Source organism: Polyangium spumosum, from assembly GCF_009649845.1.
In the GTDB taxonomy this organism is placed as follows: Bacteria; Myxococcota_A; Polyangia; order Polyangiales; family Polyangiaceae; genus Polyangium; species Polyangium spumosum.
The window spans coordinates 760,154-773,485 of sequence record NZ_WJIE01000006.1; the positions used below are offsets into that span (position 1 = coordinate 760,154).

A 13,332-nucleotide genomic window follows, 5' to 3' on the forward strand; every position below is an offset into this window, starting at 1 on the left:
TTCAGGGATCCGATCGCACGACGGTCCACGTGAGCGCATGCCAGAACGCGCCCGCCGGGATGCCCGGCTGCGCGCCCACCGCGATGAGCGTGAACGCCCGCCCGTCCTCGAAATCGTCCAGCGCGACCCCGCCCCGCGCGAGGGCCGCGTCGAGCGGCGCCTCCGAGGTCTGCACGGTTTGTCCCGGCGTGAACGTGAGGATCCGGGCCTGCGCGAGCGAGCCCATCTCGAAGCGCGCGAGCTGTCGGAACGGCGGAAACGGCCCGACGGCGCCTGCCGTGAGCGAGGGCGCGACCTGCTGCGGCATTCCGCCTTCGGTCCCGGGCACGAGCCGCACGTCGACCGGGGGCATCGGCTGCGCGGCGTGCGCGGCCTGGAGCGACAAGGCCCCCTCGCCCGTCACGCGCGACATCGCCGCCGCGACGAGCCCCGGATTCGGCGTCTCCGGCGAATACGTGGGGCCACACGCCTCCTTTTCGAGCGGATCGGTATGCCCAGGCCCGCCGACGCAGCCCGTCGGCACGAGGAGCAGGCTCCGCTGGGCCTCGAATGCCGAGGCCGGGATCACCGCGACCGGCGCCACCACGACGCCCGCCGGCGCATTGCCCCCGGTGAGTGCCGCGCAGCCGAGATCCTTGGTCTTCAAAAGGTCGCCCGCGACGACGTGCAAATACACGTCCTCGTCCGCGGGGATCACGCTCGCTGGATCGACACGCGCGGCCGCGGCGAAGGCGAGCCCGGCCGCGCTCTCCGGATAAGGCGCAGGGTCTCCGCCGTCGGGGTAGGGGACGAAGCAGAGCCGGATGGCCTCGTGATCGTTGACGCCATTGACGATCGTCAGCGCGGGCGGCAGATCGGGCTCGGGCACGTCGTCGTTTCCCCCCGCGCCTCCGCCGCCGCCCGCGCCGCTCGACGACGAGGCGCTCGAGGAGGCGCCCGCCCCCGGGGGGAGCGGGTCGTCCGTGCCCTCGGCGCAGCCACTTTCGAGGGAGATGAGGATCGCGGAGGAGGCGAGGAAGAGCGGGCGGAGAGCACGAGCCATGCGCCGAGTTTACCGCGACGGCGCGGCGGACGCTTCGACGATGCTGAGCGCGGAGGGCGTCGGGACGACACGCTCGAGCCTGAGGTCCGCGGCCGCGAACATCTCGCGAAACTCCTCTTCGGTGCGCTCGCGTCCGGGCAGCGACGCCATCATCAGCACGTCGAGCTCCTTGCCCGGGTGCGGCGCATTTCCGCGAGGAATGACGGCGTCGATGACGAGCACGCGCCCGCCCTCGGCGAGCGCGCGCCGGCAGACGCGGAGGATGGCAATGGCCGATTCGTCCGTCCAGTCGTGGAGGATCCGCTTGAGGATCAGGCAGTCGCCGCCCGGCGCGGATTGAAAGAAGTCGCCGGTCGCGAGCTCGCAGCGGCCCTCGAGGCCTGCGGCGGCGATACGCGCCTCGCGGAGCACGTGCGCGGCGTCGAAGAGCACGCCACGCGCCTTGGGGTTTTTCCCGAGCACCTCGATGAGGAAGCCGCCGTGCCCGCCGCCGACGTCGACGATCTTCTCGAACCGCCCGAAGTCGAACGAGGCGGCGATGGGCGCGTTTTCGGTGTCGGAGAACCCGGCCATGCCGCGGTGGAAGATCCGGCCGAACTCCGGGTTCTTCTCGAGGATGTCGAAGAAGGGCGCCCCGAAGATCTCGGTGAACGGCGTCTTTCCGGTGCGGATCGTGGTCGCGAGTTTGCCCGCGGGCGCCCAGAACGTCTCGTGGGCGAGCATCAAGACCGCGTCGCGCATCGAGCCCGGCGCGTTTTTGCGGAGGACGTCGGCGCTCGGCGTGAGGTGGAAGCGGCCGTCGTCGTCCTCGGAGAAGACGTGCGCCGTCGCGAGGAGCCGGAGCGCCCGATGGAGCGGCTGCGCCTCGACGCCGAGCTCCTCGGCGAGCGACGCGGCGGACCTCGGCCCGCTCTCCAGGCGATCGGCGACGCCGATCTCGACGACCGCGTGGAGCGCCGCTGAATAGAGGTAACCCCAGCTCAACTGAATGACGTGGAGGTGAGGAGGCAGGGAAAGCTCGGTCATTGGCGACCGATAGTACGGTCACCCGGCTGACGCAAGCTCCTGTGCGAGGAGGTTCAGCGCCGGATCGAGTACATGAAGCTCGCCTTGGGCTGGCGGAGCCACCGCTCGGTGATCGACTTTTTGAGGTCCGCGTACGCGCCGGGCGCGTCCACGTATTTCGCGACGAGCGCGTCGGCCCCGGGTTTGTCGCCGCTGCCCTTGATCTTCGCCACGATCCCCATGAGCTTCTTGCTCGCCGCGGGGAACGCGTCGAGCTTCACCGAGAAGCAGCCCGTGTCCGTGCCATTTTGCGCTTTTTCGCCCGCGTTCCAGGCGAGGATCCCCTCGTCCATCAAGAACCCCACATGGATCGCCGAGAGCTGGCTGTAGTTCAGCGGGTGCTTGGACTCGTCGTACATCCCGCGCGAGATGTGCCCGAACGCCCAGGCGATGTCCCGCACGTGCGCCTGGTTCGCCTTTTCCCGCGTGATCACGCCCCGGTCCACGAGCCAATCGGTGAAATAAAGCGCCGCCGACTGGGCCTTGAGCTCCTCCAGCGTGCTCGCGAGGGGCCCGGTGAAGATCTCGCTGTCGATCTTGCCGTCCACCGCATACTGATGCGAGGGGCCGAGGTTGTGGGCGGCCTCGTGCAGGACCGTGCTCATGAGCTGCGGCGCCGCTTCGTCGGTGTACGACGCCATGGCCGAGGCGCAGAACAGCGACGAGGCCTGCGTGCGCGCGGCCGAGACGCTGTCCGGGTCGGTATAAAAATTCGTCATCGCGACCGTGCGACCGCGCCCCTCGTTGCCCACGGGCCCGAAATTCGGCAGGCTCTGACCGATCGTCGCGCCAAACGCGTCCCGCGAGTCCCCCGCGTTCACGATGACCGCGATGAAATCGGGCAGCTTGAAGGACACCTTCTGCGCCGCATACGGCGGCCCGGCGAGGTCGGCGAGCGCCTGCTCCATGTCCTGCTTCAGCGGATCGAGCTTCTCTTTCCACTCGATCGAGCCCTGATCGATCCGCGCGAAGCTCACGTGAAAGCCCGCCTTCTCGCTGCACGGCTCGAAGTACGTCTCGTCGGGGCCGATGCGCAGATACCATTTCGAGTTGAACGTGCCCATCCGCGCCCAGGCCTCGTCCGCCTCGAACCAGCGCCCGTCCCGGAACGCCTTCGCCGCCGCGCGCAAATACGTCTGGAACGAGGCCTCGTCCGGGTTCGTGATCGCCTCGGCCGCCGCGTCGAGCTCACGCGCCACGGCCTGCATGTCGTTCTCGTAGGCCCGATGATAAGGCACGGGCTTCAAGGCATCACCTTCCCCCGTCACCACGACGAACGGATCCAAAAGCGCCCGGGCGTCCGGTCGCGCGGCGAGCGCCTTGCAAAAGTCGGGGTTCTTCTGCAGCTCGGCGGGATAAAGCCCCGAGGGGACACGCGGGTCCTCGCCCGGCGCCCGCGGGATCGCATAACAATTGACGTCGCCCTTCGAGGCCGGCGCCTGGCATTGCGGGCCCTGGTTGCGGTAAAAGAGCCGCCGGCTCGCCGGATCGTCCGCGGGCACCAGGGGCGCGAGCCCGAGCGTACCCGTCTGCTTCTGGTACATCTTCTCGACGAGCCGCGCGGCCGCGAGCACGTGCTCCACGACCTTCCGATCCTCCTCGCTCGCCTTGCCCGCGGAGAAATCCGAAACGACGAGCGTCGGGCGGCCCGCGTCGAGCTCGCGCAGGACGGCCTTGCGGCGCTGCACCTCGCCCGCCGGGAGGCCCTCGAACTTCGGCCCATTCTTCACGAAGTCCACGATCGAGGCGTACGCGCGCCCGAACGCCGGGGTGAAGTCCTTGGCCGAGACCCAGTCGGCCTCCTTCGTCTCCGTGGGGCCCCAGAGCACGGCGAGCTCGTTCGGATCGAGGGTCTTGTCGCGGTCTGCGTCCTCGTTCCAGAAGAGCGGCAGATCGAGGGCGACCGCGGCCCGATTGAAGTCGGCGCGAGGTACCGCATCGAACGTGGCCTGCCAGACCCCGTCCGGCGAGACGACCGGCGGCGCGCCGCCGCCGCAAGCCGCGGCGGCGGACGCAAAGACCCACGGAAACGCGAAGCGACGCCAGGAAAAACGCATGCGCCCTTCTATCACGAGGGGCCCGGAAGTAGGCTTGCCAAAGCCCCGTGACCGCACGTGATCCGAAGCCGCTCCGCCTCACCCGAACCGCCGCCGCCTCCGTTCGTCGAGGTCATCCCTGGGTGTACCGCGAAGGCCTCGTCCGCCCGCCCAAGCTCACCTCCGGCGCGGCCGTCTCCCTCGCGAGCGAGGAAGGCGAGCCGCTCGGCGTGGGCCTGTGGGACGAGTCGTCGCCCATCGCCGTGCGTGTCTTCGGCCGCAGCGGGCGCCTCGACGAGCGCGCGCTCATGGAGCGCATCGAGCGCGCCTTCGCCCGACGCGAAGCCTTCCTCTCGCCCGACACCGACGCCTACCGCCTCTGCAACGGCGAAGGGGATCACGTGCCCGGGCTCGTCATCGACAGGTACGCGCACGTGGCGATCGTCCGGCTCGACGGCGATCACCTCGAGCCGTGGATCAACAGGCTCACGTCGAGGCTCGCGCGTTCGCTCCACATCCGCGGCGTCCGCAGCGTCGCGCTCCGCCGCGCCCGCGACGAGGCCGGCGAGCGTCGCATCCGCCCGCTCGCCGGCGAGGAGCCCGAGGACCGCGTGGTCGTACGCGAGAACGGCATGGCGATGGAGGTCGACCTCGCCCACGGCCAGAAGACCGGCGCGTTCCTCGACCAGCGCGACAACCGCGCTCGCGTCCGCGCCTTCGGCAAAGGTCGCGCCCGCGCGCTCAACCTCTACAGCTACGCCGGCGGCTTTTCCGTCGCGGCCGCGCTCGGCGGCGCGGCGCACGTCACCTCGGTCGACGTCGCCGCCGCCGCGCACGCGACCGCGCAGCGCTCCTTCCGCGCGAACGGGCTCGACCCTTCGAACCACGCGTTCGTCACGGCCGACGCCTTCGCCTTCCTCGAGGCCGCGGCGCGGCGCGGCGATCGCTTCGACCTCGTCGTCTCGGATCCGCCGAGCTTCGCGCCGAACGAGCGCACCAAGCCGCGCGCGCTCGCCGCGTACCGCAAGCTCCACGGCGCGCTCGCCAAGGTCCTCGCGCCGGGCGGCTTGCTCTGCGCGGCGTCGTGCTCAAGCCACGTGTCCGCCGAGGAGTTCGTCGGCACGCTCGACGACGCCGCGCTCGGCCGCGACGACCTCTCGCTCGTGGCCATCCACGAGAACCCGCCCGATCACCCCACGCTGCCCGCGTGGTCCGAGGGCCGGTACCTGAAGTTCGTGGTGCTCGCCTGACGGTTCGTCCTTCCGAACCCGTTGGACCTCAAACGATCAGGCGCCCGGATCAGAACCCGGGATCACGCACGCGCGGGAGGTTGTCCTGGCCGCCCGGCTTCGTGGTGCCCGTGCTCTTCACGCTCGGCGTACCCGTCGATCGCACCGTGCTGGTCGCGGTCGGCGTCGTCGTGACCTTCGTCGTGGTCGCGCCCGTGCTCGGCGTCGCGGGTTGCGTCGCGGCGCTCGTCGTCGGCGCGGGCGCCGCGCTCGCGACGGTCGTCGGCGTGGGCGCGGGCGAGGGCGTGGGCGTGGCCGCCGGGGGCGTCTGCGCGGAGGCGGCGGGCTGCGTCGCGGGCGCGGGCGGCTGCCCGTTGTTCTGCGTGAAGGCGATGGCCGCGCCGCCGATCGCGAGCGCGCCGACGGCCGCGAAGACCAGGGCGAGCTTCTTCTTGCCGCCTCCCTGGGCGCCCGCGCCGTCGACGTCGGCCACGATCGCGGCGGTCGTCGGCGACGACGGCGCGCCTTGCGTCGCGGTGATCGTGCCGGGCACGAGGCTCGCGCGTCCGTGCGCGATCGTGGCGACGTCGTGCACCGCTCCGGCCGGCGGGGGGATCGACAAAAGCCCCGGCGGGATCGAGGGCATCTGGCTCAGCACGCCGGGCGGCAACGTCCCGCCGTTCGCCCGCGCCTGCGCGAGGAGCGCGGCGCGTTGCGCCTTGAGCTGCTCGCGTTGTTCGGCGCGCTCGTCGGCGACCCTGAGGCCCTCGCGGATCGCCGCGCGGCGCTTCTCGGCGCGCTCGCCGAGCATGTTCTTGACGAAGCCGACGACGTCCTCGTCGGGGATCCCCGCGAGTTTGAGCTCCGCGATCCCGCGATCGAGCGCGCGCGCGAACTCGGACATCGTCGGGTAGCGGCGGTCGGCGTCCTTCTCGAGCGCCTTCATCACGATGTCGTTGAGCAGCTCGGGGCAGCTCGGCATCGAGTCGCGGAGCGAAGGAGCCGGGTCCTTGTCGCAGATCCGGCGCAGCGTGATCATGTCGTTGTCGCCGCGGAACGGGTGCTTCGAGGCGAGGAGCTGGTAGAGCACGATCCCGAGCGCGAAGACGTCGGTGCGACGATCGATGTTCTTGCCGAGGGCCTGCTCGGGCGACATGAACGGCACCTTGCCCTTGAGCTGGCCGTCCTTCGTCGCGCCGGTGTCCGACGCGGTCGTGGCCTTCGCGACGCCGAAGTCCACGATCTTCACGACGCCGTCGTAGGTCACGAGGATGTTCTGCGGCGAGACGTCGCGATGCACGAGCCCGACGAGCTCGCCCGTCACCTCGTCCCGCAGCTCGTGCGCGGCGTGCAGGCCGAGCGCGGCGTTGAGGCAGAGCCGCATCGCGACGAGTATCGGGATCCCGCCCTTCTGCCGCGACGCGCGCGCGAGCTGGCTGAGCGGCTCGCCGTCGATCCACTCCATCACGATGTAGATCAGGCCGTCCTGCTCGCCGAGGTCGAGGATCTCGCAGACGTGCGGATGCCGGATGCGCGAGGCGAGGCCCGCCTCCGCGAGGAACATCTCCTCGAACTGCGGATCTTGCGAGATCTCCGGAAGCATCGTCTTGACCGCGACGATCTTCTGGAAACCACGCGTGCCCTTCATGCGCGCGGCCCACACGACGGCCATGCCGCCCTGCGCGATCGGCACGAGTAGCTCGTACCGCCCCAGCGTATGCCCCGCGCCCACGTCGCCGAGCGAGCTCATAGGTACCCCCCCAAAGCCCTGCGTCCGCGCAAAACGCGACCCTCCGAGCCCCTCGCCCGATCTCGCCGCTCGTACCTCGCCGGACCCTGCACGTTGTCGACGGTCAGGATCGCAGAAGGACGGCCGCGCCTCAAGAAGATCGCGACGATCCGGCCGCTCCCTCAACCCGGCGCGTGGCCCAGCAAAAACCGCACGAGCGCCTCCGCCTTCGGCACGAGCGTGGCCACCTCGATGCGCTCCTCGTGTGTATGAAACCCCGATCCGCGCGGCCCGAGGCCGTCGATCGAGGGGATGCCGAGCGCCCCCGTCGTCGCCGCGTCCGAGCCGCCGCCCACGAGCGGCGCCTCGCCGGCCCCGAGCCCCGCCGCCCGCGCACACGCGGCGTACGCCTCGTACAGCGCCACGGAAGCCGCCGTGCGCTCGAGCGAGGGCCGCCCGATGCCGCCCGTCACCGTCACCGTCGTCCCCGCGATCGCCGCCTCCTTCGCCGCCTCCACGAGCGCCGCGAACAGCGCCTCCCCGTCGGCGCGTCGCTCGTAGCGAAAATCGAGTTCGCACTCGGCCCGATCGGGCACCGTGTTTTTCGACGTCCCGCCGCGGATCGTCCCCACGTTCACGGTCACGCCGCGCCCGTACTCCGTGAGCCGTTGCGCGCGCTCGACGAACCGCGCGAGCGCCCAGATCGCGTTCGCCCCGTCCGCATGCGCGTTGCCTGCGTGCGCGGATTTTCCCGTCGCGACGACGCGCGCGCTGCCCGTGCCCTTGCGCGACGTGATCACGAGGTCCTTCGCGCGCCCCGCCTCGAAGACGAGCGCCGCGCTCGCGCCCGCGAGCTCCTCGGCGATCACGTGTTTCCCCTCGGGCGAGCCCACCTCCTCGTCCGACACGATCACCACGCGGATCGGCACCTCCGCGAGCACCTGTACGTGCGCGAGCGCTCGCAGCGCCTCGAGGATCACGACGAGGCCGCCCTTCATGTCGAGCACGCCGGGCCCGTGCGCGAGCGGCCCCTCGCGCCGGAAACCTTCGAAGGTCCCCGGCGGGAAGACCGTATCGAGGTGCCCCACGATCGCCACGCACCCCGCGGCCGAGCTCTCCGCCGCCGCCGTGCGCGCGACCAGGTGCGGCGCATACCGAGCGCTCTCGCGAACGCGCACCGAGCTCACGCCCTCGATCCCCCGAAGCTCGGCCGCGAGCCTCTCGCCGACGCGCGCTCCGCCCGCCGGTTCGTCGGTGAACGAGTTCTCCCGCACGAGCGCTTCGAGCAGCACGAGCGCCGCCTCTTCCCGGTCGCGCAGATACGCTTTCGCCGCCTCGATCATGCGCGGAGCTTCGTCCAAAACGGCCCGGTTGACGAGCCCCGCCACGCCTTGCCCAGGCCGCGGCGTGCGCTACATGACCCGTTGGGGCGGGCGCGTATCTGGATGAATTTGCTCGAGACGTTGGAAGTCCACGCTTCGCAGGTCTTCGTGGGCGTGGGGGTCTTCGGGTTCAGCTTCGTGCTCAGCCTGGCCGCGGTGGCGCTCGTGGTCGTCCGCCTCGAGCCGGATCACTTCGAGCTCACGCACGGCCCGGGGCGGTTCCTCGCCGGACGGCCGGCGTGGCTGCGGGCCCTCGGGATCGCGGGCAAGAACCTGCTCGGGTTTTTCCTGGTCATTCTGGGAATCCTGATGTCCTTGCCGGGCGTGCCGGGGCAAGGGCTGCTCACGCTCTTCATCGGGCTGGTCCTCCTCGACGTCCCCGGCAAACGAGCGATCGAGCGGCGCATCATCGCGGTGCCGGCGATCCTGCGCGCCTGCAATCGCCTGCGCGCTCGCTTCGACAGGCCGCCGTTCACCCTACCGCCGCGGCGGCGCGTGAAGGAACGCGACGAGCTCGCGGACGAACGGATCGGGATCCGACGCGAGCCGCGCGAGGGCCTCGGCGCGCGGGAGATCACCCACGAACAGCGCACGAAACGCCCGCTTCAGCGCGACGCGTGACTCGAGCGGTACGAGGCTGCGCTCGAGCCCCACGCGGTTCAACGCGCGCACGCGCGCCCGGTTGCCCTCGGCGATCACGAACGGCGGCACGTCACGCTCCACCATCGAACCACCCGCGAGGAACGATCGCGCGCCCACCCGGACGAACGGCGCCACCGCGACGTGACCGCCGGTCACGACGTGATCCTCGATCACCACGTGCCCCGCGAGCAACGTCCCGTTCGCCAGCGTGACCCGATCCCCCACGACGGCGTCGTGCGCGACGTGCACGCCCACCATGAAGAGCCCCGCGCTCCCGATCCGCGTCACACCACCGCCGTGCCCGGTGCCGCGATGCACCGTCACGTGCTCGCGAAAGACGTTGTCGTCACCCACGACGAGCGTCGTCGGCTCGCCCGCGTACCTGCGATCCTGCGGAGCGCCGCCGAGCACCACGAACGAATGGACCACGTTGCGACGGCCGAGCCGGCTGCCCGCGGCGATCACCGCGTGCGCGTCGATGCGGCAGCCGTCGCCGATCTCGACGTCGCGCTCGATCACGGCGAACGGGCCGACGACGACGCCCTCGCCGAGCTTCGCCTCGGGGTCGACGTGCGCGAGCGGATGGATCGAGGCGGCCACGAGGGCGCGCATTCTCGTGACGCGCAGCGCGCTTGGCAAGGCGAACACCCGAAGAAAGACGAGCCACGCGAGGGCCGGCCGGAGCCGATCCCCCGCGCGGCCAGAGGATCCGTCACAGCTTGGAGAAGTGGAACCGAGCCATCACGGTCGCCGAGATCGTGAGGTCACCCGGCTCGATCGTCGTGGCGAGCTTCAAGCTCGCGATGCCGACGCCGTCGCCCATGAAGATCGGGCTCACGCGCCCCGGCGCCCCCTCCACGCTGTGGAGCGAGAGCAGCCGAACGCCCGACGTGGCCGCGAGGATCTTCGCGTTCCGCTCGGCGTCCACGGCGGCGAGGTGCAGCGCCTTGGCTTGCGCTTCCTCGGGCCGCGCCAGGAGGAACGAGATCCCCTGCACGACGTTCGCGCCCGCGCCCACGCCCGCGTCCACGACCCTCGCCGCCTGCGCTCCGAGCTCCTCGGTCTCCGCGAGGCGCAGCGTGATCGACAGCGTGTTCCGCGCGCGGTAACCGACGATCTTCGGCGCGCGACCGGCCGCGGGTTCGTCCTGGATCGGCTGGAGCTGCAGCGTCGCCGTCTGCATCGTGAGGCCCTCGAGGCCGAGCTTCTCGATCGCGCTCGTCACGAGCGCCATCTTGCGAGCGAGCTCGGTCTGCGCCCCGTCCAGCGTCTTGGCGCGGACCTCGACGCCGAGCTCGGCGCGCATCGCGTCCGGCTTCGCCACGATCTGTCCCTGGCCGCTCGTCGTGATGAGCTCACCGAGCTGCTCTTCCAGGACGATGTTCGCCAGCGCGTTGTCGTTCTCCGCGCTCGGCTTCCCCTCGGCCTTGGGCTTCGAAGCGGCGCGCAACGAAAGGAACGACATCTTCCCGATCACGACGCCCGCGAGGCGCGAGCCCGTCCGTAGAAGTTTCGCCATTGCCATGATTCCCCCCTTTCCTCGCGCGGAGACGCGCCCCGCGCTCGATGTCCCCTGCACATGGCGGCCGAGCCGCCCGTGCCCCGTGGCGAGCATGGGGCCCGAGCCGCAGCATGACCAGGGTGTGCGGGGGACGTAACTGACGCGGCGCAGAAATGAAAAACGGCCCGCTACGTGGAAACGACGTGGCGAGCCGTGAAGAGGGAAAACCCGGCCGAAGGGCTTACTTGCACTTCTTGAAGAGACCGACGCCCGTGCACGTCTTGCCGGTCTTCGTGCCGGTCGGCCTCGTCCCCACCGTGGGGTTCGTCTTCGTCGTCGTGCCGCCCGACTTCGTGGTGTTCGCGGTCGTCGCCGTCTCTTTCGGGGCCTCGGCGAGCTTGAATTCCTTCTCGAACTTCTTGTCGGCCTCGACCGTGATGTTCTCGGTCTGCGTCTGGTAACCGGCCTTCGAGAGCTCGACCATGTGCTCGCCCGGCGCGAGCTTGAGCGTCGCCGGATCCGTGATCTCCTTGTCGTCGACCTTGATCGTGTCGCAGCCCGGCGTGCACTTGATCGCGACCTCGACCTCGGTCGGCGCAGCCGGCGGCGGCGCGGGCGCTTCCCCCGAGCCCGCGGGCGCCGCGCTCTCACCGCTCCCGGTCGGCGCGCCCGTCGGCGTGATGGCGATCGGCGCGTTCGGATCTTCGGCCGTCCCCTTGTCCTTGCCGCCGAGCACGATGAACGCGCCCACCGCGCCGCCGACGAGCAGGACCGCCGCGACGCCGATGATGATCGGCAGCTTCTTCGAATTGCCGCCCCCATCCATCTGCAGGCGCGGCGCCGCGGTCGTCGGCGCCATCGGGCCGGGGCCCATGCCCATGCCCATGCCCATGTCTGCGTTCGGCTGCGCCATGCCGCCCGGACCACCCATGCCGGGCCCGTCCATGCCGGGACCACCCATGCCCATGGCGGGGCCGCCCATGCCGGGCGCGCCCATGCTTGCGCCTCCGGGCGGAGGCGGCGGAGGGTAGCCGGAGCCGTCGCTCGATCCGCCGGGCTGGTAGACCGGCACCGCGGCCGTCGGGCCCATCGGATCGGCGCCGCTGATCGCAGGGAAGGCGATCGTCGCGCTCGTGGCCATCTCGGGCATCGTCGCCGCGGCCGAGAAGGCTGCCGCGAGCTCGCTGGCCTGGCGGAAGCGCTCGTTCGGATCGAGCGCGAGCGCGCGGGTGAACACGGCGTCGAGCACCGGCGAGACCATCGCGCCGAGCTCCTGGGCTCGCTGCGAGGCGGGCTGACGTGGCCCCACGAGCTCGTGTTGCCACGAGGCGAGATCGGGCTGCGCGCCCTGGCAGGATCGCCAGTACGGCCGGCCCGTCAGGGCGTAGAAGAGCACGAGGCCCATCGCGAACACGTCGGCCGCGGCGTTGGCGGGCGCGCCGCCTTGCATCTGCTCGGGCGCGACCCAGGGCGCCGCGATCGCGTAGCCCTCGTTCGTCTGGACGTAGCTCCGAGCGAGGCCCGCGCCGAAGTCCATGACGCGCACCGCGAAGCCTTGCGGCGCGACGAACACGTTCGTCGGCTTGAGGGCGTGGTGCATGAGCCCCCGCACGTGGGCGTTGTCCAGCGTGCGCGCCATGTTCTGCGCGATCTGCGCGACCTCCTGCGGCGAGAGCGGTCGCTGCGAGACGAGCTGCTCGAGCGACGGCGCCGGGGAGAACTCCGTCACCGTGAAGGGCGCGGCGGTCTGCTGATCGTAACCCGCGTCGAGCACCGGCAACACGGCGTCGGGCGGCAGCCCGTTCGTCGCCGTGTAGATCTGCTCGATCATCGTCATGATCTCGGGCCGCTGCGCGATGCTCGGCGAGTACATGCGCACGGCCATCTGGCGGCCCGTCGCGTCGACCACGCGGTACGTGGCCGACGAGCCGCCGTTGCCCAGGAGGGCCTGGACCGAGTACTTGCCGGCGATGACGTAGCCGGGGGAGAGCTGGGGCGCGGTCACGGCGTTCCTTACTCGGCCTTGATGGACTCGATGGCCTTGCTCACCGCGCCCATGCCCGCCTCGTCGTCGTCGGCCGCGAAGCCGAGCCCGAGCAGCGCGGGTTCGCCGTCCTTGAGCGGCGCCTGCAGCACGAGCAGCGTGCCCTTCTTCTTGGCGCGCTCGGTGCCGGCCGCCGTCCACACGTTGAGCTCGATGCCGTTGACCGTCTGCGTGTTCTCCGGCTTCTTCCAGTTGACCTTGAAGCCCTTCGGCGGCGTGACGTTGATCGCCTTGATCGCCTCGGTGAGGGCCTCGTCGCGCGCCGTCGTGTCTTTCTTCGCGTCCTTGTCCGGCGTGTACGAGCCGAACACGACGACGGCGCCTTCCTCCGAGACCTGCGCGATCGTCTGCGCGTCGCCCTGCGCGTACATCCACGACTCCGCGGGGTGGAAGGTGAGCTTGGCGCTCTTCACCTTGGCGACGGTGTTTTTCTTCGCGGCGCACTTCTCGTCGAGCGACTCGCACTTCGGCGGAGGCGGAGGCGTCTCGACGACTTGCGCCGTGTTCGCGTCGTCGGCCGTCTCCGTGTCGGGTTTGTTCCCGCCGCACGCAGCAGCCACGACGAGGAGAGCGAGGGGGGCGATTGCTTTGAAGGTGCGGTAGACCATGCGCAAATCCGAGCGTGTCAGATGCCGGCCGGCGTCCGCAAGTATTTCGGGTCT

At 70.7% G+C, this 13,332-nt stretch carries 10 protein-coding genes; 1 reads left to right on the forward strand and 9 read right to left on the reverse strand.

What is annotated here, in order from left to right; all coding sequences use genetic code 11:
- Position 1 precedes the first annotated feature (1 nt).
- From GF068_RS24040 to GF068_RS24050, 3 genes are read right to left on the reverse strand one after another with little or no spacing between them, the layout of a single operon-like run.
- Positions 2-1,042: a hypothetical protein gene (locus tag GF068_RS24040; protein WP_153821753.1), complete on the reverse strand. Its 1,041-nt coding sequence runs from the start codon at positions 1,040-1,042 to the stop codon at positions 2-4.
- Between the two features lie 9 nt (positions 1,043-1,051).
- A complete protein-coding gene (locus GF068_RS24045) occupies positions 1,052-2,068 on the reverse strand; it encodes a methyltransferase (RefSeq protein WP_153821754.1) in 1,017 nt (338 codons plus the stop codon).
- A 53-nt stretch (positions 2,069-2,121) separates the two neighbouring features.
- On the reverse strand, positions 2,122-4,164 hold the full coding sequence (locus GF068_RS24050) for a hypothetical protein (RefSeq protein ID WP_153821755.1): 2,043 nt from the start codon (positions 4,162-4,164) through the stop codon (positions 2,122-2,124).
- 47 nt (positions 4,165-4,211) lie between these two features.
- Here GF068_RS24050 and GF068_RS46400 point away from each other — a divergent pair, with 47 nt between their 5' ends.
- A complete protein-coding gene (locus tag GF068_RS46400) occupies positions 4,212-5,393 on the forward strand; it encodes a class I SAM-dependent rRNA methyltransferase (RefSeq protein ID WP_338046545.1) in 1,182 nt (393 codons plus the stop codon).
- A gap of 49 nt (positions 5,394-5,442) precedes the next feature.
- On the opposite strand, the gene GF068_RS24060 is transcribed toward GF068_RS46400, so the two are convergent.
- From GF068_RS24060 to GF068_RS24090, 6 genes are all read right to left on the reverse strand, one after another.
- Complete coding sequence (locus tag GF068_RS24060) at positions 5,443-7,122, reverse strand: serine/threonine-protein kinase (protein WP_153821756.1); 1,680 nt, start codon at positions 7,120-7,122, stop codon at positions 5,443-5,445.
- A 161-nt stretch (positions 7,123-7,283) separates the two neighbouring features.
- Entirely contained in the window at positions 7,284-8,444 is a 1,161-nt protein-coding gene (locus GF068_RS24065) for a M20/M25/M40 family metallo-hydrolase (protein ID WP_153821757.1), read from the reverse strand.
- 516 nt (positions 8,445-8,960) lie between these two features.
- On the reverse strand, positions 8,961-9,725 hold the full coding sequence (lpxA, locus tag GF068_RS24075; RefSeq protein WP_170319636.1) for an acyl-ACP--UDP-N-acetylglucosamine O-acyltransferase: 765 nt from the start codon (positions 9,723-9,725) through the stop codon (positions 8,961-8,963).
- A gap of 112 nt (positions 9,726-9,837) precedes the next feature.
- Positions 9,838-10,650: an SIMPL domain-containing protein gene (locus tag GF068_RS24080; RefSeq protein WP_170319637.1), complete on the reverse strand. Its 813-nt coding sequence runs from the start codon at positions 10,648-10,650 to the stop codon at positions 9,838-9,840.
- 217 nt (positions 10,651-10,867) lie between these two features.
- Entirely contained in the window at positions 10,868-12,631 is a 1,764-nt protein-coding gene (locus tag GF068_RS47130; protein ID WP_153821760.1) for a protein kinase domain-containing protein, read from the reverse strand.
- An 8-nt stretch (positions 12,632-12,639) separates the two neighbouring features.
- A complete protein-coding gene (locus GF068_RS24090) occupies positions 12,640-13,278 on the reverse strand; it encodes a hypothetical protein (RefSeq protein WP_153821761.1) in 639 nt (212 codons plus the stop codon).
- Positions 13,279-13,332: the final 54 nt, after the last annotated feature.

What these genes read in the sequence shown, in the direction of transcription:
- GF068_RS24040 (WP_153821753.1), bottom strand. Translation starts at nt 1,042, where the DNA reads ATGGCTCGTGCTCTCCGCCCGCTCTTCCTCGCCTCCTCCGCGATCCTC.
- GF068_RS24045 (WP_153821754.1), bottom strand. Translation starts at nt 2,068, where the DNA reads ATGACCGAGCTTTCCCTGCCTCCTCACCTCCACGTCATTCAGTTGAGC.
- GF068_RS24050 (WP_153821755.1), bottom strand. Translation starts at nt 4,164, where the DNA reads ATGCGTTTTTCCTGGCGTCGCTTCGCGTTTCCGTGGGTCTTTGCGTCC.
- GF068_RS24060 (WP_153821756.1), bottom strand. Translation starts at nt 7,122, where the DNA reads ATGAGCTCGCTCGGCGACGTGGGCGCGGGGCATACGCTGGGGCGGTAC.
- GF068_RS24065 (WP_153821757.1), bottom strand. Translation starts at nt 8,444, where the DNA reads ATGATCGAGGCGGCGAAAGCGTATCTGCGCGACCGGGAAGAGGCGGCG.
- GF068_RS24080 (WP_170319637.1), bottom strand. Translation starts at nt 10,650, where the DNA reads ATGGCAATGGCGAAACTTCTACGGACGGGCTCGCGCCTCGCGGGCGTC.
- GF068_RS24090 (WP_153821761.1), bottom strand. Translation starts at nt 13,278, where the DNA reads ATGGTCTACCGCACCTTCAAAGCAATCGCCCCCCTCGCTCTCCTCGTC.